The organism is Streptomyces sp. NPDC020917 (genome assembly GCF_044333795.1).
In the GTDB taxonomy this organism is placed as follows: domain Bacteria; phylum Actinomycetota; class Actinomycetes; order Streptomycetales; family Streptomycetaceae; genus Actinacidiphila.
This window is the reverse complement of record NZ_JBIRRR010000005.1, coordinates 88,033-110,313: the sequence shown is the minus strand read 5'-3', so window position 1 is coordinate 110,313 and position 22,281 is coordinate 88,033. Positions and strand designations below refer to the sequence as shown.

Here is a 22,281-nt window from a genome sequence, read left to right as displayed (position 1 = left end):
CGCCGGTCAGGCCCCGCCCGGACCGTTCCGGCGGCGCTTCCTCCAGTTGACACTTGATAAAGTGAGTGCTTGATTAAAGACCATGAGCACTCCCGTGGACGAGCGGCGGCTCGACGCCGTCTTCATGTCGCTGGCCGACCCGACCAGGCGCGGCATACTCGCGCGCCTGGCGGAGGGTGAGGCGACGGTCAAGGAACTGGCCGAGCCGTACGCGATGAGCATGCAGGCGGTGTCGCAGCACATCCGGGTGCTGGAGCAGTCCGGGCTGATCAGCCGGGGCCGCTACCGGCAGACCCGGCCCTGCCGGCTCGAACCGGCGGTGCTGGAGGCCGCGGTGTCGTGGATCGAGGAGAGCCGGCGCGTCTGGGCGGAGCGGATGGACCGGCTGGAGGCGCACCTGGCGCGCCTGCAGGAGCAGGACCCCGGTCAGGAGCCGGACCCCGCGCAGCGGGCGGGCCGCGGCAGGGGAGGGGCGGAGCGGTGAGCGAGGACGAGCTGGTCTACCGGCGGACCTTCCGCGCTCCGCGCGAGCTGGTGTGGCGCTGCCTGACCGAGCCGGCCGAGCTGGCGCGGTTCTGGGGTCCGCGCGGGATGTCCACCCCCGTCGACGGCATCGTCGTCGAACTCCGGCCCGGCGGCCGCTTCGAGACCCTGATGACCGGCGAGCACGGCAGCCACCGCATGGTGGCCGTGTTCACCGAGGTCGTCCCGCCGGAGCGGCTCGCCTGGACCGAGCCGGCGAGCGGCATGCGGACCACGAGCACGCTCGACGACCTCGGCGACGGCAGGACCGAGGTGGTCATCCATCAGCGGCACGTGCCCGAGGCGATGCGCGTGCCCGAAGCCCGTGCGGGCTTCCTCACCTCCCTCGACAAGCTCGAGGAGCACCTCGCCTCCCTGATGCAAGGAGACTGATCATGACCGACCTGCAGACCTGGGTGGCCCCGACGTACACCGGTCTCGCCGATCTGCTGGCCCCGGGGACCACCGCGCGGGCCCAGGAGCCCGCGGGGATCACCGGCTCCGCCGCTGTCTGGGACGCCCCGTCGCTGTGCGAGAAGTGGCTCGTCCGCCATGTGGTGGCGCATGTGACCATGCCGGTGCGGCTCACGCCGGAGCGGTTCGGGGCCGAGATGGCCGCGGCCGGCGGGGACTTCACCGTGCTCTCCGACGCCGTGGCCGAGCGGGACGCCGCGCTGCCGGCCGCCGACCTGCTGGCGCAGCTGAGGGCACCCGGCCTCCACGCGTGGCAGCCGCCGGGCGGTGGCGCGGAGGGCGCGCTGAGCCACGCCGTCATCCACTCGCTGGACGTCACGATCGCCCTGGACCGGCCCCCTGTCGCCCCCGACGGCGCGGTCGACGCGATCCTCGGCCTGCTCGCCGGCGCCGAGGGCGGCTGGTTCGGGCTGGACCTGACCGGCGTCCGCCTGGAAGCCACCGACGCCGACTGGAGCTGGGGGAGCGGCACGACTGTGCGTGCCGGAAGGGCCGAGCTGGTGTCCCTGCTCGGCGGCCGCACGCTGCCCGACGGCCGGGCGCTGCCCCGCCGCTGACGGTCCGTCGTCTCGCAGCCCTCCACCCCGTGCGTCCGCGCCCCTCGCCGGGTCAGCCGGCCAGGACGCCGTGCAGGAGCAGGTCGATCATCTGCGCCGTGAGGTCCGGCCGGCCCTCGGATTCGGCGGTGACGCTGATGCCGCCCAGCGCCATCAGTACCGCGGGCGCCTCCACCCCCGGTCGCACGGCGCCCTCCGCGGCGGCCGCGGCGAGCAGCCGGCGCACCACCCCGGCGAGGTTGCGGCGGGTCTCCAGGCGCTCGTTGCCGTCGGTGAGCACGACCCGGAGCGCGTCGGCCATGCCGTGCTTGGTGGTCATGCAGGCGACAAACCGGGTCATCCAGGTGCGCAGTGCCTGGTCCGGCGGCAGTGAGGCGGCGAGTTCGGGGGCCGCGTCGCAACCAGTTCCGCATCGGAGATTAGTGCAGGCGGGGGCTCCGGCGCGACCGCGCGGGCCCGATCGGGAAGCACTTCAGATCGACGCCCACCCGCGACGGCTGGGCCCCGCACACCACCTGGAGGACGACATGACCGGACGGCTCGACGGAACCGTGGCGCTGGTCACCGGCGCCAGCAGCGGCATCGGGGAGGCCACCGCCCGCAGCCTCGGCGCCGAGGGCGCGGCGGTCGGGCTGCTCGCGCGCCGCCGCGGCCGGCTGGCCGCACTCGCGGACAGCATGCGGGCCGACGGCGCCACCGCCCTCGCCGTCGAGGCCGACATCGCCGACCCCAAGCAGGCCGCCGCGGCCGTCGAGCGCGTCGTGGCCGAACTGGGACGCCTGGACACCCTGGTCAACAACGCGGGCTTCATGGGCGTCGGCCCGGTCGCGGACGCGCCGCTCGACGAATGGGACCGCATGCTCGCGGTCAACGTCCAGGGCCTGCTCCACGTCACCCACGCCGCGCTGCCGCACCTGCTGCGCGCCGCGCAGGACTCGCCGCGGCAGGTGGCCGACCTGGTCAACATCAGCTCCACCGGCGGCCGGGTGGCCCGGCCCGGGACGGCCGTCTACAACCTGACCAAGTTCGGCGTGAACGGCTTCAGCGAGGCGTTGCGGCAGGAGGTCATGGGCCGGCGTGTGCGGGTGAGCGTGGTGGAGCCCGGCACCGTGGCCACCGAACTCGGCACGCACCTGCGCGACGGTGTGCGGGAGGCGGTCGCGCAGCAGGTCGAGGGACTGGAACTGCTGCGTCCCGAGGACATCGCCGATGCCGTGACGTACGTCGTCACGCGCGACCGGAGGGTGGCCGTCAACGAGATCCTGGTGCGTGCGAGCGAGCAGACCTGGTGACGCCCCCCGCCTCGGCCGGAGCCGCAGCGGACCTCCCGGGTCGTCAGGAGTGCCTGTTCCCCACGCAGTTGACGGTCGTCCCGGCGAGGGGCCGGAACCTCGTCCAGAACGCGGGACGGCAGCGTGGCGACGGGCGGGCCCGCCGGGAGGCGAGGCCGGGGAGGGCGCATGACAATTGGCGGGGGGACGCCCGAGCACTGTGGAGGCGATCATGACCGGCGAGCGCGGCGACCGGCGGCAGCCCGGCGTGCAAGGTGGTGACACGCGGTGAGCGGGGCCGGCGCGGCCGACCCGGCGGGCGCCGCGGCGGACGGTGCGCTCGCGGGACAGACGGTCGTGGTGGTCGGGGGCAGTGCCGGAATCGGCCTGGAGACCGCGAAACAGGTACGCGCGGCAGGCGGTGACGTGGTGCTCGCGGCGCGTAACGCCGCCCGCCTGGAGCGGGTCGGGCGCGAGCTGAACGCGGTGAGCACCACCGCGTTCGACGCCATGGACGCCGGCCGCCTGGAACGGTACTTGCGGGAACTGCCCGGCCGGGTCGACCACGTGCTGGTCACGGCGGGCAGTCCGTCGTACACGCCGCTGGACGAGATCGACGTCACCGAGGCCGCGCGCGACTTCGGCGCGCGCATCGCGATGATGCTGGCGGCGGCGCGCGCGGCGCGCGAGAAGGTCCGGCCGGGCGGGACCGTGCTGTTCATCGGCGGCACCGGGGGCCGGCGGCCCGCACCCGGCATGGCCGTGATCGGCGCCGTCACCGCGGCGCTGCCGGCGATGACCGCCAACCTGGCGCTGGAGATCGCCCCGGTGCGGGTCAACCTGATCGCCCCCGGCTTCGTGGACACGCCGCTGTCGGCCGCCCTCCTCGGCGACCGACTCGACGCCCGGCGCGAGCAGTTGAGGAAGACCCTGCCGATCGGCCGGGTGGTAGGGCCGGAGGACGTGGCCGCCCTCGCGCTGCACCTGATGGTCAACGACGCGCTCACCGGCGCGACGTACGACATCGACGGCGGCCAACAGCTGCTCGGGGACTGAGCGTTGGGCGGTCCTCGCCGGACGGCGGCGCCCCGCCGCAGCGCGCCCGCATGCGCCCGGTCGACGGCGTGCCTACGGTGGTGAGAGGTCTATTCGTACCGAATCGACGGAATCTCCCCGCGTGCCGAAGGGGTCGGAGGAGGCGGACGAGCGATGGCCAAGGTGCTGTTCATCGTGAGCGGAGCCACGTACTGGGTGCTCAAGGACGGCACCCGCTATGCGACGGGCTACTGGGCCGAGGAGTTCGCGATGCCGTACAAGGCACTCACGGACGCCGGCCACGAGGTCGTGGTCGCGACACCCGGCGGTGTGACACCCAACGTCGACATGATGAGCCTGCGCCCCTCGATGGCCGGCGGCGAGCAGGGCGCGCTGGACCTGGAGGCCATCATCCGCGACGCCGAGGTGATGCGGCGGCCGCTGCAACTGTCGGACGTCCGCCTCGAGGACTACGACGCGGTCTACCTCCCGGGCGGCCACGGCCCCATGGCGGACCTGGCGTTCGACGCCGACGCGGGCCGGCTGCTGACGGCCCAGCTCGCCTCGGGAAGGCCGCTCGCGATCGTCTGCCACGCGCCCGCGTCGATCCTGTCCACCAGGATCCACGGCGAGTCGCCGTTCAAGGGCTACCGCGTCACCTGCTTCACCAACGACGAGGAGGAGGCCGTCGGCCTTGCGCCCCGGGCCCCCTGGCTGCTGGAGACGGACATCAAGGAGAAGGTCGGCGTCGACTTCAGCCGCGGCGAGATGTGGCAGCCGTACATGGTGGAGGACCGCAACCTCATCACCGGCCAGAACCCGCACTCCGCCGCCGTTCTCGCGGAGCGGCTGATGAAGATCCTCGGCTGATGGCCGCAGGCGGGCCGCGGCGTACGGCCGGGCGAGACGGAAGGCGCATCCCATGGACATGAAACTCGAGGTCGTCGTCGTGCCGGTGTCCGACGTCGACCGGGCCAAGGACTTCTACACGGCGCTGGGCTGGCGGCTCGACGCGGACGTCGCGCCGGACGAGAAGTTCCGGGTGGTGCAGGTGACCCCACCCGGCTCGCCGGCCTCGGTCATCTTCGGCTCCTCGCTCACCGACCAGGCCCCGGGCTCGGCAGAGGGACTGCACCTGATCGTGGACGACATCCGGGCCGCCCACGAGGAGTTGACCCGGCACGGTGCCGACCCCAGCGAGGTGTTCCACGACGCCGGCGGCGTCTTCCACCATGCCGGGACCGACGCGCGCGTGCCGGGACCCGATCCGCAGCACGGCAGCTACGGTTCGTTCCTGTCCTTCAGCGACCCCGACGGCAACGGCTTCGTCCTGCAGGAGATCACCACCCGGCTGCCCGGCCGGCTGGACCCCGCGACCACGGCGTTCGCCTCGGCCGGGGACCTGGCCGGCGCGATGCGGCGGGCCGCCGCCGCGCACGGCGAGCACGAGAAGCGCATCGGCCGCGAGGACCCCGACTGGCCGGGCTGGTACGCCCGTTACATGGTCAGCGAGCAGGCCGGCACGGAGCCGCCGTCATGACCGGGGAGACCTACCGCGCCTGGACGGTCGCGGGACAGCGGCAGTTCACCGCGGTCGAACGCATCCGCAAGGAGCCGGAACCCGGGCAGGCGCGCATCCGGGTCGACGCGTGCGGCGTCTGCCACAGCGACGTACTGGCCGTCGAGGGACTGCGGCCGGACCCCGAGACCCCGGTCGTGCCCGGACACGAGATCATCGGCACCATCGAGGCGCTCGGCGACGGCGCGGGGGCCGGCTGGCGGGTCGGCGAGCGGGTCGGCGTCGGCTACCTCGGCGGCCAGGACAACGTGTGCGAGGCGTGCCGGCGCGGCGACTTCGTCAACTGCTCCGACCAGCCCAGCACCGGCACCGACGTCGACGGCGGATACTCCGAGGTGGTCTACGCGCGGGCGACCGGTCTCGTCCGGCTCCCACCCGGCCTCGACGTTCCCCGCGGCGCCCCCCTGCTGTGCGCGGGCCTGACCGTCTACAACGCGCTGGCCTCGGCCGCCGTGCGGCCCGGTGCGCTGGTCGCCGTGCAGGGCATCGGCGGCCTGGGCCACCTGGGCCTGCAGTACGCCCGCGCGATGGGGTACCGCGTGGTGGCCGTCGCCCGCGGCCCGCAGAAGGCCGCGCTCGCCCGCGAGTTGGGCGCCCAGGAGTACGTCGACAGCACCGAGGCGGCCCCGGGCGACGCCCTGCAGCGGTTCGGCGGGGCGGCGCTCGTCGTCGCGACCGCCGCCTCCGGCGCGTCGATGTCGCCGCTCGTGGCCGGGCTCGCCCCGCGCGGCCAGCTGGTCGTGGTCGGGGCCGCCCCCGATCCGCTCCAACTGAGCACGAGCGAGCTCATCTTCGGCACGCGCGTCGTACGCGGGAACCTCACCGGCACCGCGATCGAGAACGAGGACAACCTCAGGTTCGCCGTCGACCGGTCGATCCACCCCTCCGACGAGGTGTTCCCGCTGGACGAGGCGCCCCGCGCCTACGAGCGGATGATGTCCGGCGAGGCCCGGTTCCGTGTCGTCCTCACCATGACGGGCTGAACCGCGGCCGCCCGGCACCCAGCGGCGCGCACGCCCTACGGCGCGCGCCAGATGTTGTCGAACGCCTGCTGCTCGACGCGCCGCCGCTGCCGCACGGCCTCCAGTTCCGTCACCGCGTTGCCGACCGCCGCCAGCACGGTGGTCACGTCGTCGGGAAGGTGACCCGCGACGTCGGGTTCACGGTCCGGGACGCCGGCCGCGGCGGCGAGCACGGACAGCACCGGCTCGCCCGACGCCCAGCGCTCGGCCGCGTGCTCGCGGGCCGGGGAGTCGACCAGGGACGGGTCGTCGGAGCGGATCGGCACCCAGCGGTGCCGCGCCCGCACGGCGTAGCCCTCCGTCTCCAGCCCGGCCAGATAGGCCGAGGAGAGCCGCTCGCCGCGGCGCCAGAGCCAGGCGCCGACGCTCTCGTGCGGCCGCTCCCGCTGCAGCGACCCGGCCGCCTGGTCCAGCAGGGCGTCGCGGGTGGACGTCGGCAGCCCGGGAACGATCCGGTCGCCGTCCAGGGACGCCGCACCCGCTTCCATCAGGTCCAGCAGTTCCGCACCGGCAAGGGCGAGGGACAGGTCGTCAGGATCGACGGGCCCGCCCGCGCCGTCCCTGGTGACGATCATCAGGTCCCAGGCTGTGGTCATGGGAGTGCTCCCCTCGCGCCGTCAGAGCCGCTCCCATTCTCGGGCCATCGGCCGGGGCCCGCCACGGCTGGACCCGGCAGAGGGCCGCCGGCCCGCAGTGCCGCCCGGCGACGCCCGCGCACCTGCGCCGTCGCTGCGGGCCTGCGGGGCACGCGCCGGGCATGCTGGGGGGACCATGAGCCACCCGAAGCCCGCCGCGCCCGCCGTCCCCTGGTACCGGGAGGTGGGCCGGAGCGGCTGGACGTCGTTCCTGGCCGCATGGCTCGGGTACGTCCTCGACGGCTTCGACTTCGTCCTGATCACCCTGGTGCTCACCGAGGTGCGCAGCGCCTTCGGGCTGACCGCGGTCGAGGCCGCCTCGCTGGTCTCGGCCGCTTTCGTCACCCGCTGGATCGGCGGCATGGCGATCGGCGGCCTCGGCGACCGCTACGGCCGGCGCACCGCGATGACCACCAGCATCCTGCTGTTCTCGCTCGGCACCCTGGCCTGCGGCTTCGCCGGGAACTACGCGAGCCTGTTCGCCGCCCGCCTGGTCATCGGGCTCGGCATGGCCGGCGAGTACAGCGCCAGCGCGGCGTACGTGATGGAGAGCTGGCCGGCCCGGCTGCGCGGTCGCGCCAGCGGCTTCCTGATCGCCGGCTACTCCGTCGGCACCGTGCTCGCCGCCCAGGTCTACACCTGGGTCGTGCCGTCCCTGGGCTGGCGCTGGATGTTCTACCTCGGCGCGCTGCCCGCGGCCGTGGCGCTGTGGATGCGCAGGGCGCTGCCCGAGGCGCGGGACTGGGAGGAGGCGATCGCCGAGACGGCCGTCCGCCCCAGCCCCTTCCGGCCGCTGTTCGCGACCGCCGCGCGCGCCTGGGCCAACGCCGCGCTGAGCGCGGCCGCGCTCGCCTCGCTGCTCGCGGTCTTCACCGGGACCGCGGGAGCCGCCGCACCCGCCGCCGCGGTGGTCGCCGCGGCGTGCCTGGCGGCCCTCGGGGTGCAGCTCGGCGGCCGGCGCGGCTGGGCGCTGTTCCTGGCCCTGATCGCCGTGGTGTTCGTGGGGTTCCTCGCCACCTGGCCGATCCAGGCGCTGCTGCCGACCTATCTGAAGACCGAGCTGCACTACACGCCCGACGAGGTCCGGGACGTGCTGTTCTACGCCGGCTTCGGGACCGTCGCCGGCTGCGTCCTCGCCGGCTTCACCGGCGACCGCCTCGGCGCGCCCCGGGCGTTCGCGCTCAGCCTGACGGCGTCGCTGGCGTTCGTCTTCCCGGTCTTCGCGGTCCGGCACGACCTCGCGGTGCTCGGCGTGCTGCTGTTCGTGCTCCAGGCGACCAGCTTCGGCGCGTCGGGACTGCTGCCGCGCTGGATCGGCGGGCACTTCCCGGCCGAGCGCCGTGCCGCGGGGCTCGGTTTCACCTACAACGTCGGCGCCCTGGGCGGTGCGGTGGCGCCGGTCATCGGCGCCCGGATCGCCGAGCGCGTGTCGCTCGGCACGGCCCTCGCGGTGCTGACGTTCTCGCTGACCCTCCTCATGGCGGCCCTCGTCTTCTTCGACGTGCCGGCCCGCCTGCACCGCCTGATCGACGAGCACGCGGGCCGGGACCACCTCGCGCCCCCGTGACGGCGGACCGGCGGCGGTGCGCCGACATCTGATGTCGCCGTGTCCTGCTGATAACCTGGCTGCAGTCGTGCGAGGAGAGGGGCATGGGGTGGTGACTCCGCCGATGGCGGCAACCAATGGCGCGCGGTCGTCGCGGCGCCAGGAGGTCGCCGAGCGGATCAAGCGGTACATCATCGACAACCGGCTGCGCCCCGGTGATCTGCTCCCCACCGAGAACGAGCTGTGCGACACGCTCGGCGCGAGCCGGTCCAGCGTGCGCGAGGCCGTGAAGATGCTCGACGCGCTCGACATCGTGGAAGTGCGGCACGGGCACGGCACCTACGTCGGGCGGCTCAGCATGTCGGCCCTGGTCGAGGGGCTCACGTTCCGCGCGATGCTCAGCCCCGGCGACGACTTCAAGGTGCTCGAGGAACTCGTCGACGTCCGCGAGCTGATGGAACGCGGCATGGGCCAGCGGATCCTCGACACCCTGCACTCCGACCACATCGCCGCCCTCGAGGACCTGGTGGCGGAGATGGAACGGCGGCTTGCCGACGGCGAGGACACCGTCGAGGCCGACCGGCGCTTCCACGCGCTGCTGCTGGAGTCCCTGGAGAACGAGCTGATCAGCCAGTTCTCCTCGGTGTGCTGGGACGTCTACGCGCTCGTCGCCCCGCACCTGCAGGTGGTCACCAAGCAGGACGAGGCCGGCATCGTGGCCGTGCACCGGGACATCGTCGACGCCGTGCGGGACGCCGATCTGGCAGCCTTCGACCGGGCGATCCAGACGCACTACCGGCCGGTCCGCCGCCGTATCGCCGCGGCGCGCGCCCGCGGCACCGCAGGCTGACCCGCTCGGCCCCTGCGTCTCCCTCCTCGCACTCCTCCCACCCGCGGTTCCCGGCGGTCTGACCAGGCCCGTCACCGGAGAAGCGGTTGAGGGAGAACATCTGATGTCAGATATCCTATGTACTCCTGAGGCGCTGATGCGCCTGCCGACGCGAGGAGTCACCATGCCCCTGACCGACCTGTCGCTCGCCGAATGCCGGGAGTACCGGCCGGACCTCGCCGTGCCCGAGGACTTCGAGGACTTCTGGGCGCGCACGCTGGCGGAGGCCGGGGCCGCAGGGACCGCGGGGGCCGACCCGGTCGTGACGCCCGTGCCCAACGGGCTGGCCCTGGTGGACACCTACGACGTCACGTTCGCGGGATTCGACGGCCGGCCGGTGCGCGGCTGGCTGCGGGTGCCGGCCGGCGCGGCGGGACCGCTCGCCTGCGTCGTGGAGTTCCTGGGGTACGGCCGGGGCCGCGGGCTTCCGCACGAGAACCTCACCTACGCCTGCGCCGGTTACGCGCACCTGGTGATGGACACCCGCGGGCAGGGCTGGTCGGCGGCTCCCGGCGCGACCGACGACGCCGCGCCGCAGAACGCCGGCTGCGTGCCCGGCTTCCTCACCCGCGGCATCGAGTCGCCGGAGACGTTCTACTACCGGCGCGTCTACGTCGACGCGGTGCGCTGCGTGGCCGCCGCCCGGGCGCTGCCGATGGTCGACCCGGACCGCATCGCCGTCACCGGCGTCAGCCAGGGCGGCGGCATCGCGCTGGCCGCCGCCGGCCTGGTGCAGGGCCTCGCGGGCGTCCTGGCCGACGTGCCGTTCCTGTGCAACTTCCGCCGGGGCGCGGAGATCGCCGGCCAGCCGCCGTACACCGAGATCGCCGCGTACCTGCGGCTGCACGCCGACCGGACCGAGGACGTCTTCAGGACGCTGTCCTACTTCGACGCGGCGCTGCTGGTGGAGCGGGCGACCGCGCCCTCGCTGTTCTCCGTCGCCATGATGGATCCGATCTGCCCGCCCTCCACCTGCTTCACCGCGTACCACCGGTACGGGGGCCCGAAGGACGTGAGCGTCTACGAGTTCAGCGGCCACGAGGGCGGCACCGAGCTGCACCTGGCCGAGAAGCTCGCCTGGCTGCGCCGGCACCTCGGATAGCCGCCTGACCTGCCGGTGGCCCCGGCCGGACGAACCGGCCGGGGCCACCCGCTCAGTGCGACGGCCGGTGACCGGGCGTCAGTCGCCCTCCACCCAGGCCGTGGTGAAAGCGGTGTAGACGATGCCTCCGGTGCTGCCGATCTCGTACAGGTCGGCGATGCCGCCGCCGGGCAGCACGGCCGTGGTGGAGTAGCCGCCGCTGCCGGCCCTGAGCAGGGCCTCGTGCGGCCAGCTGGCGCCGTCGTCGTGGCTGATCCGGACCGTGATGTCCTGCCGGGTGGCGTTGTCCGCGGTGGCGGCGTTGCTCAGCACCGCCGTGCCGCTGAGCAGCGGGTGGTGCTGCGCGTCCACGGCGCCCGGCCGGGTGTAGGAGATCTCGTCGCCGTTGCAGCCCGGGTCCAGCAGCCCGGAGTTCCAGGCGGTGCCGTACGCGGAGGCGACGTCGGACGCGCCGCTGTCGCCCGCGGTGGCGTACCAGCGGTTGCCGCCGGCGTTGTTGCGCATGTTCTGCACGACCTTCCCGGTGCCGCGCTGCACGGCCTTGCTCTCGTTGACGCCGGTACCCGCGGAGGTGCCGGCGTGCCAGGTGGCGCCGTCGTCGTCGGAGTAGAGGTTGGCGGCGTGGTCGCCGGCGGTGTCGTGGTAGACGAGCGGCTGGACCAGGCGGCCGTCGGCGAGCTGGATCCCGTGGCCGGAGGAGGCGAACATGCCGGCCCACGCCGCGTTCCTGACGGACGGGTTGAGGTCGACCGGGGCGCTCCAGGTGGCGCCGTCGTCGTCCGACGTGACGTACATGACGTGGGTGTTGGTGGTGCTGCCGGCCGAGGTGTCGCCGGGCACCGAACCGTAGTAGCCGACCCCCACCTTCGGCGCGTAGGTGAAGAAGCAGAAGACCCGCCCGGTGGCGCGGTCGACGAGCAGGCTGGGGTCGCCGTAGCCCTCGGTCGTGGTCGCCGGGTGGGCGATGATCCGCGGCGCGGAGAAGGTGGTGCCGCCGTCGGTGCTGCGGGCCATCGCGATCTGGATGTTGTTGGTGCCGCCGCCGAGGTCCGAGCCGCCGTCGATGCGGGCGTCCATCGTGGCGATGACGGTGCCGGACGCGGTCACCGCGAGCGCCGGGATGCGGACGGACTTCGCGGTGGCCGTCGTGGTGGTGTACGAGACCCCGTCGGCGGCGAGGGTGTTGACGCCGCTGATCGGGGTGCCGGTGGTGAGGACCGTCTGGGCGTTCATGCCCGGGGTGCCCGCGCCCAGGCCGCAGGTGGCCGTGCCGGACTCGGTGCGGCTCCAGTCGCCGGCGGTCGTGGTGAAGGTGTAGGGCGTTCCGTTGGGGACCGTCCAGTACAGGCTGCTGTCGCCGGACATGGCGGGCACGGTCACCGTCCACGGACCGTACGGGCGGCCGGGCCAGGCGACGGTGAAGGTCCGGGCGGCGGAGGTGCGGTTGTCGAGCGTCAGGCGCAGCCGGTGGGTGGCCGGCAGCGAGCCGTCGGCGTTGCGGGGGCACTCCATGCTGACCAGGGCGTGCAGCGCGGAGGCGCAGTCGAGGGTGCCGCTGACCGTGCTCGCGTAGCCCTGGGGCGTGGTGGTGGTGAACGTGTACGCGGTGCCGGTCGGCTTGGTGAAGAAGAAGTGCCCGCTGTCGTGCGCCGCGACGTTCGCGGTCCAGGTGCCGGCGCCGGGCCAGGTCAGGGTGAAGGTCGTCGGGGTGGAGGTGGCGTTGACGACGGTCTCCTGGATGCGGCCACCGGAGGCGCAGTCCTGGCTGACGACCGCCGACTGGCCGGTGGCGGCGCTCGCCGGCGCCTGGGCGACGAGCACCGCGGCCGCCGCCACCCCGAGCGTGGCGGTCGCCGCGAGGGCGCGGTGCCGCAGGGATCCACGGGAGAGTCTCAAGGATTCGCTCGCATTCGTCGGAAGGGCCCGCGGGCCAGGCGCAGGGCAGGGTGCCGCCCGAAGGGCCGGGCACCGCGGGACGTGGGGGGTGTGTTCACCGTTGCGCGGGGCCGGGCCCGACCCCGCGCAAGGGGAACACGACGCGCAGAACAGTTGAACAGATGACGTCAGATGTCTGATGCCCATGACGGTAGGGGTGCCCCCGCCGCATGGTCAAGGGCCGTGAACGGCCCGGGCGTTGACGCACCGCGAGGCGCACTGCCCGGACATGACGGAACCCGGTGCCGGGCCGCTGACGCGATGTCAGCGGCCCGGCACCGGGTTCCTCGGACGGGGCCTCAGGCCCCCTGGCCGGGCTGTCCGTTGCCGACGGCCCGCGCGAACCACCCGGTGATCGTGGTCGGATGGGTGATCGCGGTGCCGACGACCACCGCGAACGCGCCGGCCGCCATCGCGGCACGGGCCTGCTCGGGTGTGTGGATGCGCCCCTCCGCGACGACCGGGACGTCCAGGGCCCGGGAGAGGCGCTCGACGAGTCCCAGGTCGGGCCCGGGCAGGCGCGGTGCGTCCGCGGTGTAGCCGGACAGGGTGGTGCCGACGACGTCCGCCCCGAGCCCGGCGGCGCGCAGCCCTTCCTCTTCGGTGGCCACGTCCGCCATCACCAGCCGCCCGGCCCGGTGCACCGCGTCGATCGACTCGGCCAGCGGCCTGCCGTCCGGCCGCGGCCGCCCGGTGGCGTCCAGCGCGACGATGTCGGCGCCCGTGCGGGCGACCGCGAGGGCGTGCGCGGCGGTCGGGGTGATGAACACGCCCGACGCCCCGTCCTTCCACAGGCCGATCAGCGGCAGGTCGGTTGCCGCCCGGATCGCCTCCAGGTCCGCGATGCCCTGCGCCCGGATCCCGGCCGCCCCGCCCTCGATGACGGCCAGCGCCATCCGCCGCATCGCGTCGGGGTCGCGCAGCGGCTCGCCGGGATACGCCTGGCAGGACACCACCAGCCGCCCCCGCAGCCGCTCCAGCGCCTCCGCGCTCACCAGCCCACCACCGCACCGCCCGGCAGGCCGGGCGGGTCGACGTCGTCCGGCCGTTCCCCCAGCTCCGCCCAGCCGAGGCGGGCGGCGCCGATCACCGCGGCCGAGGGGCCGAGCCGGGCGGGGGTCAGGCGGAGGGGACGCAGCGGGGGGAGCAGCGCGGCGGCGAACGCGGCGCGCAGCGGCCGCCACCAGACGTCCCCGCAGGCGCTGACGCCGCCGCCGATCAGGACGGCGTCCGGGTCCAGCACGTTCGCCAGCCCGCCGAGCACCTCGCCCAGCGCCGCGGCGCCCTCGGCGAGCGTGCCGGCGGCCAGCGCGTCGCCCTGGCGGGCGAGTTCCGCGACGGTGTGCAGGCCGGCCGCGGCCGGGTCGCCGCCGTGCCGCCGGTAGGCGGCCAGCAGCGCGGGCCCGCTGGCCACTGCCTCCACGTGCCCCGCGCCGCCGCAGGTGCACGGCCGGCCGGCCGCGGCCGGCGCGGCCAGGTGGCCGACGTGCCCGGCGACGTTCCGCGCCCCGTGGTGCACCGCGCCGCCGGCGAGCAGCGAACCGCCGATGCCGGTGCCCACCGCGACCAGCAGGACCGTCCGCCCGCCGACCGCGGCGCCGGTCCACGCCTCGCCCAGGGCGTGCGCGTGCACGTCGTTCTCCACCGCGACCGGCACGCCCAGCAGGGCCCGCAGCCCGCCGCGCAGGTCCGTGCCCGCCCAGCCCGGCAGCGCGTCGGTGGCCGACACGATGACGCCGGCGACCGGATCGACCACGCCGGCGCTGCCGACCCCCACGGCCGCCACCGGCTCGCCCAGCCGGCGCACCGCGCCGGCCGCCGCGGCGAGCACCGCGCCCGGCCCGTCGGCGCCGGGTGTCGGCACGGTGACGGTGCGTCCGAGCGTCCCGTCCCGGGCCACCAGCCCGGCCGAGATCTTGGTGCCGCCGATGTCGACCCCGGCGACCGCCGTCACAGCAGTCCCGCCGTGTCGAGGATGCGCCGCACGCCCGCGGTCTCGTCGGCGTCCAGCGGGGCCATCGGCGCGCTCACCGCGTTGCTGGCGATCACGCCGCGCAGCATCAGCGCGGTCTTGAAGGCGCCCAGACCCGCGGCCGTACCGGAGGTGTCCCGGGCGACGGTGACGATCCGGAACAGCTCGGCGAGCCGGTCCTGCTCCCGCCGGGCGGTGGCCCAGTCGTCCGCGCGTGCAGCGTCCATCAGGCGACGGTAACCGTGCGGGTCGACGTTGCCCAGGCCCGGCACCACGCCGTCCGCGCCGCCGAGCAGCATCGCGTCGACCACCACCTCGTGCCCGGTGAGCGCCGAGAACCCGGGCAGTTCCGCGGCACCCAGGCACAGGTAGCGGAAGGCGCCGTCGTCGCCGCTGGAGTCCTTGACCCCGGCCAGCACGCCGTCCGCGGCCAGCTCCAGCAGCATCCCGGTGTCCAGCTTGCTGTGCACGCACACCGGTATGTCGTAGGCCAGCAGCGGCAGTTCGGCCTCGGCAGCGATCTGCCGGAAGTGCCGCTCGATCTCCGCCGGATGGGTGCGGGTGTAGAAGGGCGCGGTGGCGACCACGGCGTCCGCGCCGAGCCCGCGGGCGATCGCGGCGCGCTCCACGACGCGGGCGGTGGTCGTCTCGATGCACCCGGCGATCACCGGGACCTGGCCGCCGGCCGCCTTGACGACGACCTCCAGGGCCCGGGTGCGCCCGGACTCGGTCAGATACGCCGTCTCGCCCGAACTGCCCAGCGCGAACAGCCCGTCCACGCCGCCCTCGATCAGGAAGCCGACCAGGCGCTCCAGCGACGCGGTGTCGATCTCGCCCTCGGCGGTCAGCGGGGTGACGACCGGGGGGACGACTCCGGTGAAGCGGGTCTGCCGGATGGTCATGCGGTGCTCCTTGCAGGGGTTTCCGGGTGGATGCAGTGCCGCCGGTGGCCCTGCGGGCCGCTCGCGGCGGGGAAGGTGGTGGCGCACTCGTCGGTCGCCTTCCAGCACCGGGTGCGGAAGGGGCAGCCCGACGGCGGGTGCGTGGCGGACGGGACGCGGCCGGTGAGCACGATCCGCTCGCCGGCCGACAGCAGGCTCGGCGTGGCGGACAGCAGTGCCCTGGTGTACGGGTGCGCGGGCGCGCCGGCGACCTCGGCGGCCGGGCCCTCCTCGACGATCCGGCCCAGGTACAGCACCGCGATCCGGTCGGCCAGGTAGCGCACCGTCTGGATGTCGTGGGAGATGAAGACCATGCCCAGGCCCAGCCGCTCGCGCAGGTCGACCAGCAGGTTGAGGACCTGCGCGCGGACCGAGACGTCCAGCGCGCTGGTCGGCTCGTCGGCGACGATCACGTCCGGCTCCAGGGCCAGCGCCCGGGCGATCGCCACCCGCTGCCGCTGGCCGCCGGACAGCCCGCTCGCCAGGCTGCCGCGCACATGGCCCGGCAGCCCGACCAGGTCGAGGAGTTCGTCGACGCGCTGCTCGCGCGCGGCGCGGGTGCCGCGCCCGTGCACGTCCAGTGGGTCGCGCAGGATCCGGCCGACCGGCATCCGCGGGTTGAGCGCGGTCGAGGCGTCCTGGAACACCATGCCGACCGACGAGCCGAACTCCCGGCGCCGCCGGGCGGCCGGCATCGTCCACAGGTCCTCGCCGCGGAAGGACACCGTGCCCTCGGACGGCCTGCCCAGGCCCGTCAGCACCTTGGCCAGCGTCGACTTGCCGCAGCCCGACTCGCCCACCAGCCCGACGATCTCGCCCTTGCGGACCTCCAGATCGGCGTCGGTGAGCGCGTGCACCGTGTCGCGGTGCAGCAGCCCGCCGGTGCGGGCGCGGTGCCGGACGTGCACGCCGGCCAGCTGCAGGACCGGCTGCCCGTCGGCAGCGGTGGGGCGGTTCATCGCAGGCTCCCTTCGAGGACGGCCGGTGCGGGGTGGTGGCAGGCGAGGCCGTGGCCCGGCGCCCGGTCGGCGCGCGGGGGCGGCGTGGTCCGGCACAGCTCGGTGGCCGCCGCGCACCGCGAGGCGAACCGGCAGCCGGCGTCGAACGCCTGCGGCGCCGGGACCACACCGCGGATCTGGTGCAGCCGGTCGGCCCCGGCCTCCAGGGAGACCACCGAGCCGAGCAGGCCGCGGGTGTAGTGGTGCGCGGGGTCGGTCAGCACCGACCGGGTGGCGCCCAGCTCGCACAGCTGGCCCGCGTACATCACCGCGACCCGGTGCGCCAGGTCGCCGACCAGCGCGAGGTCGTGCGACACCAGCACCATCGCGAACCCGAGTTCGTCGCGTAGCCTGACCAGCAGCTCCACGACCTGGGCCTGGACCGTGACGTCCAGCGCCGTCGTCGGCTCGTCGGCGATGAGCAGCCGCGGGTCGCGCGACAGCGCCATGGCGATCAGCACGCGCTGGCGCTGCCCGCCGGACAGCTCGTGCGGGTAGCTGCGCAGCGTGCGGTCGGGCGCGAGCCCGACCAGTTCCAGCAGTTCCGCAGGGGACTTCGAGCCGCCCCGGGAGGTGAGCTGCCGCAGCTGCCGGCCGACCAGGACCGACGGGTTCAGCGACGACATCGCGTCCTGGTAGACCATGGCGATCTCGTGGCCGGCCAGCGCGCGCCGCTCCCGGGCGTCCATCGCCAGCAGGTTCCGGCCGCGGTAGTCCACCGTGCCGCTCGCCGTGGCGTTGCGGGCCAGCAGGCCCATGATCGCCAGGCTGGTGACGGACTTGCCGCAGCCGGACTCGCCGACCAGGCCCAGCGTCTCGCCCTCGCGCACGCTGAACGAGATCCCGTCGACCACCGCGACGTCGCCGTAGCGGTCGGGGAAGCGGATCGACAGGTCGCGCACCGCGAGGAGTTCGGGTGCGCTCGCCGCCACCGGGTCCGGGCCCACGGGCCGCTCCGTGATGCGCCGGGCGAGCGCGGCGAGCGAGGCCGTCACGCCGTCCTGCGGGGGAGCGGCGGCAGGCGCGCCCGCGGGCGCGGGTGCGGAGCCGGCGGCCGATGACGGGTCGGCCGGCACGTCGTCGCCGGGGCCGGCGGCCTCCGTGGCCACGTCGGCCTTCGCCGCATCGGGCGCCGGCGCGGGTGCGGCGACCGCTTCGGCCGGTGCCGCGGCCCGCGACGAGGACGGTGCGACCGACGCGTCGGTCAGCCCCTCGGCGAGGACGTTGAGTGCCAGGACCGTGGCCAGGATCGCCAGGCCCGGGAAGATCGCCGCCCACCAGCCGCCGGCCTGCAGGATCTGCTGCCCGTACGACACCACGTTGCCCCAGCTGGGGTTGGGCTGCTGGACGCCGGCGCCGAGGAACGACAGGCTCGCCTCGAACACGATCGCCTCGGCGACCAGGACGGTGGCGAACACCGCGACCGGAGCGGCGCAGTTGGCGGCCACGTGCCGTACGACGATGAACGAGCGCCGGGCACCGATCACCTTCTCCGCCGCGACGTAGTCCTCGCCGTACTGCGCCTGCACGTTGGCCCGCACCACGCGGGTGAGCATCGGCACGTAGACGAAGGCGATGGTGAGGACGAGCACCGGCACGCTCGTGCCGAAGATCGTGACCAGCACCGCGGCGAGCGCGATCGGCGGGAAGGCCATCACCACGTCGAGCGCCCGCATCACCGTCTCGTCGGCCGCCTTGCGGGCGGTCGCCGCGAACGCTCCGAGCACGCTGCCGGCGAGCAGGGCGACCAGGGTCGCGCCGAGCCCGATGAGCAGGGAGTAGCGCGCGCCTCCCACGACGCGCGCGAACACGTCCCGGCCGAGCCGGTCGGTGCCGAACCAGTGGGAGCCGCTCGGCGCCTGCACGGGGATGCCGGTGGTCAGCGGGTCCTGGGTGAGCATCGGCCCGAACGCGGCGGCCAGCGCCAGGACGACCAGCACGCCGAGGGAGATCCGTGACGCCACGGGCAGCCGGCGGAACGAGATGCCCGGCCGGGCCAGGCTGCGGAGGAATCCGGTACGCATGTCACACCGTCCTGACGCGGGGGTTGACGAGCAGGACGACGAGGTCCGAGATGATGTTGACGACCAGGAACACCACCGCGATGGTGAGGACGGTGCCCTGGACCAGCGCGACGTCGCCGCCGGTGACCCCCTGGACGATCAGCTGGCCCATGCCGGGCAGGTCGAAGATCTGCTCGATGACCACGGCACCGCTCAGCAGATAGCCGACCCGCAGGCCGAGCACGGTGAGCGGGGTGACCATGGCGTTGCGCAGCACCCCGCGGATGACCACCGAGGGCGGCAATCCGTTGCCCCTGGCCGTGCGGACGTAGTCGCGGTCGAGCTCGGCGACCATCGAGGTGCGCACCAGCCGGGCCAGGCCCGCCGCGACCGGGACGGCGAGCGCGATCGAGGGCAGCGCCATCGACTTCAGCCAGCCGGTGAACGAGTCTCCCGGGTTGACGTAGCCGCCGGTCGGGAAGACCGGGTGGTCGAGCGCCAGTTCCTGGATCAGCACGATGCCGACCAGGAAGGACGGGATCGCGACGCCGGAGATCGACAGCACCCGGGTCAGCTGGTCCGGCCAGCGGTCCCGGCAGAGCGCGCCGGTGACGCCGAGGGCCAGGGCGAGCACGATCGCGATCACCAGGCCGAGCAGGGTGAGTTGGAGGGTGAGCGGGAACGCGGTGGAGATCCGGTCCGCGACCGGCTGGCTGGGCGGGACCGTCACGCCGAGGTCGCCGTGCAGCAGCCGGTCCAGGAAGTGCACGTAGCGCACCGGCAGCGGGTCGTCGAGGCCGTTGGCCGCGGCGAAGGCGGCCCGGGCCTGCGGGGTGGCGCTGTCGCCGAGGGCGTTGTAGGCCGGGTCGGTGGGTGAGAACTGCATCACCGCGAACACCAGCGCGGCGACGCCCAGGACCATCACCGGCAGCATCGCCACACGCCGCAGCGCGAGCCGGAGGAAGAGGAGCATCGGGAGTCCTTGGTTGCGGGGGAACCGTGGTTGCGGGAAGGGGGGCGGCGCCGGGCCGGCCCGGCGGGGCGGCCCCGAATGCGGGGGCCGCCCGCGTGCGGGCCGGCCCGGGCCGGTCAGGTGGTGGACACGCCCAGGAAGGACAGGCCGGTGGTGGGCAGCGGCTTGAAGCCGCTGAGCTTCGCCGACTCCCACGCGGTCGGCAGCTTGCGGTGCACGATCGGGTACAGCACCGCCTGGTCGGCGATGACGTCGATCACCTGGCCCCAGTACCGGCTGCGGGCGGTCTCGTCGGACGTCCGCGCGGCCTGGTCGAGCAGGCCCCGCACCTGGACGTCCTGCGGCGAACCGGCCCAGCGGAAGCGCTTGGTGGTCCACACCCCGGCGCCGTAGAACCAGCTGAGCAGCAGGTCGGCGTCGTTGCCGAAGACCGACGGGTCGCCCGGTGCCGCCATCACCTGGAAGTTGCCCGCGTCGACCTTCGCGTACTGCCCGGAGGACTCGCCCACGTCCAACGTGGTCTTGACGCCGATCGCGTCCCAGCTCTCCTTGATCAGCGGCGCGATGTCGCTGACCCAGCCGGTGTTGGTGGTCGTCAGCGTCACCTTCAGGCCGGACGCGCCGGCCGCGGCGAGCAACTCCTTGGCCTTGGCCGGGTCGTGGCCGTAGACGGTCGCCGCGCGCTGGTAGTCCGGGTGGCTCGGCTGCAGGTAGCTGGTGGACGCGATGCCCTGGCCGTACATCGCGGTGGTGACGATCTTGTCGACGTCGAGCGCGTAGTGCAGCGCCTGCCGGATGCGCTTGTCGTCGAACGGCTTGCGTGCGTAGTTGAACATCAGGAAGAGGTTGCCGAAGGACTGCACCGACTCGGTCTCCGCCTTGCCCTTGACCGTCGCGACGTCCACGTAGGGCACGTCCTCGATCGCCTCGACCCGGCCGGAGACCAGGGCGTTGACGCGGGCGGTGTTGTTGTCCACCAGCCGCCAGTTCATGGCCGCGGCCTTGGCCGGGCGGGAGCCGTTGTACTTGTCCCAGCGGGCGAAGACGATCTTGTCCTGCTTGGTCGCCTCGACGAGCCGGTAGGGACCGGAGCCGACCGGCTTGGCGTCGAACGCCTTCTGGTCGGCCTGCACGATCTTCTTCGGCACGATCTTGACCACCGACACCCGCGTCGGGAACAGCGGGAACGCGTACTTCAGCTTGAACTCGACGGTCGAGGCGTCGACGGCCCGCACGGTGTCGAGGAAGGGCAGGAACTGGACCATCAGGGAGGCGTTCTTCGGGTCCAGGATGCGGGTGAAGCTGAAGACCACGTCGTCCGCGGTGACCGCCGATCCGTCGTGGAAGGTGGCGCCCTTGCGCAGCGACGCCCGGTAGGTGGTGCCGTCGACCCGCTGCGGCATCGCGGTGGCGAGGGCCGCGTAGGGCTCGCGGGTCACCGGGTCCAGGTCGACCAGGCCCTCGAAGACGTGCATGTTCGCCGCCACCGGCGTGGCGCCGGACGAGGTCATCGGGTCGAAGCCCGAGGACAGCGTGTACGAGATGCCGGCCTCGATGGTGCCGCCGGCGTTCGGGGTGGAGCCGCTGTGCGTGCTGCCGCCGGTGGAGGACGGCCCGCCGCAGGCCGCCACCGAACCGGTTATGGCGGCGGCCGCCGACATGGCGCCCACCATGCGCAGGAAGCCGCGCCGATCGACGTCCTTGGTCATCCGTTCCAACACGTTCGCTCCTCGGGAGGCGGGAGGGGTCGGGTTCACTGCCGGTTCACCGCCGGATGTGCGAGGCGATGAACATCGGACATCTGATGTCCGGTACTGTCGGCTGAAAGTAGCTGGCAGCAGAGGGGACGTCAAGGGATGACGAGTCGGCTTATTTCACGATTCGACAACGGCCGAACGCCACTGCGGCGCGAGGTGACCGAGGAGATCAAGAGGTACATCCTCGACAGCCGGCTGCGGCCGGGGGATCCGCTGCCCACCGAGAACGAGCTGTGCGCGGCCCTGGGGGCGAGCCGGTCGAGCATCCGGGAGGCGGTGAAGACGCTGGCCGCGCTGGACATCGTCGAGGTCCGGCACGGCCACGGCACCTATGTGGGCCGGCTCAGCCTCTCGGCACTCGTCGAGGGCCTGACCTTCCGCGGACTGCTCAGCCCCGCGGACGACTTCCGGGTGCTGTCCGAGCTGGTCGACGTCCGCGAGCTCGTCGAGCGCGGCATGGCGGACCGGATCATCGCGTCGCTGCGGCCGGAGCACCTGGAGCGGCTCGACGGCACGGTCGCGGAGATGGAGCAGGGGCTTCGTGAGGGCCTCGACGTCATCGCCGTCGACCGGCGCTTCCACGCGCTGCTGCTCGAACCCCTCCCCAACGAACTCCTCGGGCAGCTGTCCTCGGCCTGCTGGGACGTGCACGAGATCGTCGCGCCGCACCTGAGCATGGTCAGCGTCCAGGACCAGGCCGACACCGTCGCCGCTCACCGCGCGATGGTGGCCGCGCTGCACAGCGGCGACGCGGCCGCGTTCGCCCGGGCCGTCCACGCCCACTACGCGCCGGTCCGCCGCCGTCTGGCCGCGGCGCGCGCCGGGGGAGCGGTGCCCGCCCCGGCATCACATGAGCGGTGAGGAGACCCACATGTTCTTGCGTTGAAAGGAATTTCTCGCCCTCGCCGAGCCGTGGACCGCCGCGCCCGCGGTACGCGCTGTCGTCCGGCGGCGAGGGCCGAAGCGCCGCACATCATGTCAAAAGCGCAGGGCAGGGCGGGTGTTGGTGCCCCTTCAGTCACTCTGTGCTGCTCGTGCTGTTCGCCGTGCGGCCGGGCTCGACTTGCTGC

At 73.9% G+C, this 22,281-nt stretch carries 22 protein-coding genes; 12 read left to right on the top strand and 10 right to left on the bottom strand.

Annotation, left to right across the window (positions count from 1 at the left end; all coding sequences use genetic code 11):
- Window positions 1-82 precede the first annotated feature (82 nt).
- The 3 genes from ACH4TG_RS12765 to ACH4TG_RS12755 are packed head-to-tail and all read left to right on the top strand — an operon-like array spanning window position 83 to window position 1,553.
- Window positions 83-484, top strand: a complete 402-nt coding sequence (locus ACH4TG_RS12765; RefSeq protein ID WP_398242233.1) for an ArsR/SmtB family transcription factor — start codon at window positions 83-85, stop codon at window positions 482-484.
- Window positions 481-915, top strand: a complete 435-nt coding sequence (locus tag ACH4TG_RS12760; protein WP_398242232.1) for an SRPBCC domain-containing protein — start codon at window positions 481-483, stop codon at window positions 913-915. The genes ACH4TG_RS12765 and ACH4TG_RS12760 overlap by 4 nt, the downstream gene beginning before the upstream one ends.
- A 2-nt stretch (window positions 916-917) precedes the next feature.
- Window positions 918-1,553: a maleylpyruvate isomerase family mycothiol-dependent enzyme gene (locus ACH4TG_RS12755; protein ID WP_398242231.1), complete on the top strand. Its 636-nt coding sequence runs from the start codon at window positions 918-920 to the stop codon at window positions 1,551-1,553.
- Between the two features lie 52 nt (window positions 1,554-1,605).
- Here ACH4TG_RS12755 and ACH4TG_RS12750 read toward each other — a convergent pair whose 3' ends face one another.
- Entirely contained in the window at window positions 1,606-1,905 is a 300-nt protein-coding gene (locus ACH4TG_RS12750) for a hypothetical protein (RefSeq protein WP_398242599.1), read from the bottom strand.
- A gap of 175 nt (window positions 1,906-2,080) precedes the next feature.
- Between ACH4TG_RS12750 and ACH4TG_RS12745 the strand changes: the two genes are divergently transcribed.
- The 5 genes from ACH4TG_RS12745 to ACH4TG_RS12725 all read left to right on the top strand — a co-directional run bounded on the left by ACH4TG_RS12745 (window position 2,081) and on the right by ACH4TG_RS12725 (window position 6,421).
- Window positions 2,081-2,845 (top strand): SDR family NAD(P)-dependent oxidoreductase, encoded by a 765-nt coding sequence (locus ACH4TG_RS12745; RefSeq protein ID WP_398242230.1) that lies wholly within the window; start codon window positions 2,081-2,083, stop codon window positions 2,843-2,845.
- Between the two features lie 267 nt (window positions 2,846-3,112).
- A complete protein-coding gene (locus ACH4TG_RS12740; RefSeq protein ID WP_398242229.1) occupies window positions 3,113-3,880 on the top strand; it encodes an SDR family oxidoreductase in 768 nt (255 codons plus the stop codon).
- A gap of 153 nt (window positions 3,881-4,033) precedes the next feature.
- On the top strand, window positions 4,034-4,729 hold the full coding sequence (locus tag ACH4TG_RS12735) for a type 1 glutamine amidotransferase domain-containing protein (protein ID WP_398242228.1): 696 nt from the start codon (window positions 4,034-4,036) through the stop codon (window positions 4,727-4,729).
- A 52-nt stretch (window positions 4,730-4,781) separates the two neighbouring features.
- Window positions 4,782-5,399 (top strand): VOC family protein, encoded by a 618-nt coding sequence (locus ACH4TG_RS12730; protein ID WP_398242227.1) that lies wholly within the window; start codon window positions 4,782-4,784, stop codon window positions 5,397-5,399.
- Window positions 5,396-6,421 (top strand): alcohol dehydrogenase catalytic domain-containing protein, encoded by a 1,026-nt coding sequence (locus tag ACH4TG_RS12725; RefSeq protein WP_398242226.1) that lies wholly within the window; start codon window positions 5,396-5,398, stop codon window positions 6,419-6,421. Before ACH4TG_RS12730 ends, ACH4TG_RS12725 begins: the two co-directional genes overlap by 4 nt.
- 35 nt (window positions 6,422-6,456) lie before the next feature.
- On the opposite strand, the gene ACH4TG_RS12720 is transcribed toward ACH4TG_RS12725, so the two are convergent.
- Window positions 6,457-7,056 (bottom strand): GPP34 family phosphoprotein, encoded by a 600-nt coding sequence (locus ACH4TG_RS12720; RefSeq protein WP_398242225.1) that lies wholly within the window; start codon window positions 7,054-7,056, stop codon window positions 6,457-6,459.
- Window positions 7,057-7,231: 175 nt separating this feature from the next.
- Between ACH4TG_RS12720 and ACH4TG_RS12715 the strand changes: the two genes are divergently transcribed.
- The 3 genes from ACH4TG_RS12715 to ACH4TG_RS12705 all read left to right on the top strand — a co-directional run bounded on the left by ACH4TG_RS12715 (window position 7,232) and on the right by ACH4TG_RS12705 (window position 10,632).
- The gene (locus ACH4TG_RS12715) at window positions 7,232-8,662 is read left to right on the top strand and encodes a sialate:H+ symport family MFS transporter (RefSeq protein WP_398242224.1); all 1,431 of its coding nucleotides are present in this window, start codon (window positions 7,232-7,234) and stop codon (window positions 8,660-8,662) included.
- 103 nt (window positions 8,663-8,765) lie between these two features.
- Window positions 8,766-9,491, top strand: a complete 726-nt coding sequence (locus ACH4TG_RS12710) for a FadR/GntR family transcriptional regulator (RefSeq protein WP_398242223.1) — start codon at window positions 8,766-8,768, stop codon at window positions 9,489-9,491.
- Between the two features lie 163 nt (window positions 9,492-9,654).
- Window positions 9,655-10,632: an acetylxylan esterase gene (locus tag ACH4TG_RS12705; protein WP_398242222.1), complete on the top strand. Its 978-nt coding sequence runs from the start codon at window positions 9,655-9,657 to the stop codon at window positions 10,630-10,632.
- Window positions 10,633-10,710: 78 nt separating this feature from the next.
- On the opposite strand, the gene ACH4TG_RS12700 is transcribed toward ACH4TG_RS12705, so the two are convergent.
- The 8 genes from ACH4TG_RS12700 to ACH4TG_RS12665 all read right to left on the bottom strand — a co-directional run bounded on the left by ACH4TG_RS12700 (window position 10,711) and on the right by ACH4TG_RS12665 (window position 21,163).
- The gene (locus tag ACH4TG_RS12700) at window positions 10,711-12,528 is read right to left on the bottom strand and encodes an exo-alpha-sialidase (RefSeq protein ID WP_398242221.1); all 1,818 of its coding nucleotides are present in this window, start codon (window positions 12,526-12,528) and stop codon (window positions 10,711-10,713) included.
- Window positions 12,529-12,866: 338 nt separating this feature from the next.
- Window positions 12,867-13,562: an N-acetylmannosamine-6-phosphate 2-epimerase gene (locus ACH4TG_RS12695; RefSeq protein ID WP_398242220.1), complete on the bottom strand. Its 696-nt coding sequence runs from the start codon at window positions 13,560-13,562 to the stop codon at window positions 12,867-12,869.
- Window positions 13,559-14,521, bottom strand: a complete 963-nt coding sequence (locus ACH4TG_RS12690) for an ROK family protein (RefSeq protein ID WP_398242219.1) — start codon at window positions 14,519-14,521, stop codon at window positions 13,559-13,561. The genes ACH4TG_RS12695 and ACH4TG_RS12690 overlap by 4 nt, the downstream gene beginning before the upstream one ends.
- A complete protein-coding gene (locus ACH4TG_RS12685) occupies window positions 14,518-15,441 on the bottom strand; it encodes a dihydrodipicolinate synthase family protein (protein WP_398242218.1) in 924 nt (307 codons plus the stop codon). Before ACH4TG_RS12685 ends, ACH4TG_RS12690 begins: the two co-directional genes overlap by 4 nt.
- Window positions 15,438-16,439, bottom strand: a complete 1,002-nt coding sequence (locus tag ACH4TG_RS12680) for an oligopeptide/dipeptide ABC transporter ATP-binding protein (RefSeq protein WP_398242217.1) — start codon at window positions 16,437-16,439, stop codon at window positions 15,438-15,440. The genes ACH4TG_RS12685 and ACH4TG_RS12680 overlap by 4 nt, the downstream gene beginning before the upstream one ends.
- Window positions 16,436-18,502: a dipeptide/oligopeptide/nickel ABC transporter permease/ATP-binding protein gene (locus ACH4TG_RS12675; protein WP_398242216.1), complete on the bottom strand. Its 2,067-nt coding sequence runs from the start codon at window positions 18,500-18,502 to the stop codon at window positions 16,436-16,438. The genes ACH4TG_RS12680 and ACH4TG_RS12675 overlap by 4 nt, the downstream gene beginning before the upstream one ends.
- A gap of 1 nt (window position 18,503) precedes the next feature.
- Window positions 18,504-19,454, bottom strand: a complete 951-nt coding sequence (locus ACH4TG_RS12670; RefSeq protein ID WP_398242215.1) for an ABC transporter permease — start codon at window positions 19,452-19,454, stop codon at window positions 18,504-18,506.
- A gap of 116 nt (window positions 19,455-19,570) precedes the next feature.
- Window positions 19,571-21,163: an ABC transporter substrate-binding protein gene (locus ACH4TG_RS12665; protein ID WP_398242598.1), complete on the bottom strand. Its 1,593-nt coding sequence runs from the start codon at window positions 21,161-21,163 to the stop codon at window positions 19,571-19,573.
- Between the two features lie 147 nt (window positions 21,164-21,310).
- Between ACH4TG_RS12665 and ACH4TG_RS12660 the strand changes: the two genes are divergently transcribed.
- Window positions 21,311-22,072, top strand: a complete 762-nt coding sequence (locus tag ACH4TG_RS12660; protein WP_398242214.1) for a FadR/GntR family transcriptional regulator — start codon at window positions 21,311-21,313, stop codon at window positions 22,070-22,072.
- The last annotated feature ends 209 nt before the right edge of the window (window positions 22,073-22,281 follow it).

Coding starts and splice junctions, on each gene's coding strand:
- ACH4TG_RS12735 (WP_398242228.1), top strand. CDS start 4,034: ATGGCCAAGGTGCTGTTCATCGTGAGCGGAGCCACGTACTGGGTGCTC.
- ACH4TG_RS12725 (WP_398242226.1), top strand. CDS start 5,396: ATGACCGGGGAGACCTACCGCGCCTGGACGGTCGCGGGACAGCGGCAG.
- ACH4TG_RS12745 (WP_398242230.1), top strand. CDS start 2,081: ATGACCGGACGGCTCGACGGAACCGTGGCGCTGGTCACCGGCGCCAGC.
- ACH4TG_RS12665 (WP_398242598.1), bottom strand. CDS start 21,163: ATGACCAAGGACGTCGATCGGCGCGGCTTCCTGCGCATGGTGGGCGCC.
- ACH4TG_RS12670 (WP_398242215.1), bottom strand. CDS start 19,454: ATGCTCCTCTTCCTCCGGCTCGCGCTGCGGCGTGTGGCGATGCTGCCG.
- ACH4TG_RS12705 (WP_398242222.1), top strand. CDS start 9,655: ATGCCCCTGACCGACCTGTCGCTCGCCGAATGCCGGGAGTACCGGCCG.
- ACH4TG_RS12730 (WP_398242227.1), top strand. CDS start 4,782: ATGGACATGAAACTCGAGGTCGTCGTCGTGCCGGTGTCCGACGTCGAC.
- ACH4TG_RS12715 (WP_398242224.1), top strand. CDS start 7,232: ATGAGCCACCCGAAGCCCGCCGCGCCCGCCGTCCCCTGGTACCGGGAG.
- ACH4TG_RS12660 (WP_398242214.1), top strand. CDS start 21,311: ATGACGAGTCGGCTTATTTCACGATTCGACAACGGCCGAACGCCACTG.
- ACH4TG_RS12765 (WP_398242233.1), top strand. CDS start 83: ATGAGCACTCCCGTGGACGAGCGGCGGCTCGACGCCGTCTTCATGTCG.
- ACH4TG_RS12675 (WP_398242216.1), bottom strand. CDS start 18,502: ATGCGTACCGGATTCCTCCGCAGCCTGGCCCGGCCGGGCATCTCGTTC.
- ACH4TG_RS12720 (WP_398242225.1), bottom strand. CDS start 7,056: ATGACCACAGCCTGGGACCTGATGATCGTCACCAGGGACGGCGCGGGC.
- ACH4TG_RS12685 (WP_398242218.1), bottom strand. CDS start 15,441: ATGACCATCCGGCAGACCCGCTTCACCGGAGTCGTCCCCCCGGTCGTC.
- ACH4TG_RS12710 (WP_398242223.1), top strand. CDS start 8,766: ATGGCGGCAACCAATGGCGCGCGGTCGTCGCGGCGCCAGGAGGTCGCC.
- ACH4TG_RS12755 (WP_398242231.1), top strand. CDS start 918: ATGACCGACCTGCAGACCTGGGTGGCCCCGACGTACACCGGTCTCGCC.
- ACH4TG_RS12680 (WP_398242217.1), bottom strand. CDS start 16,439: ATGAACCGCCCCACCGCTGCCGACGGGCAGCCGGTCCTGCAGCTGGCC.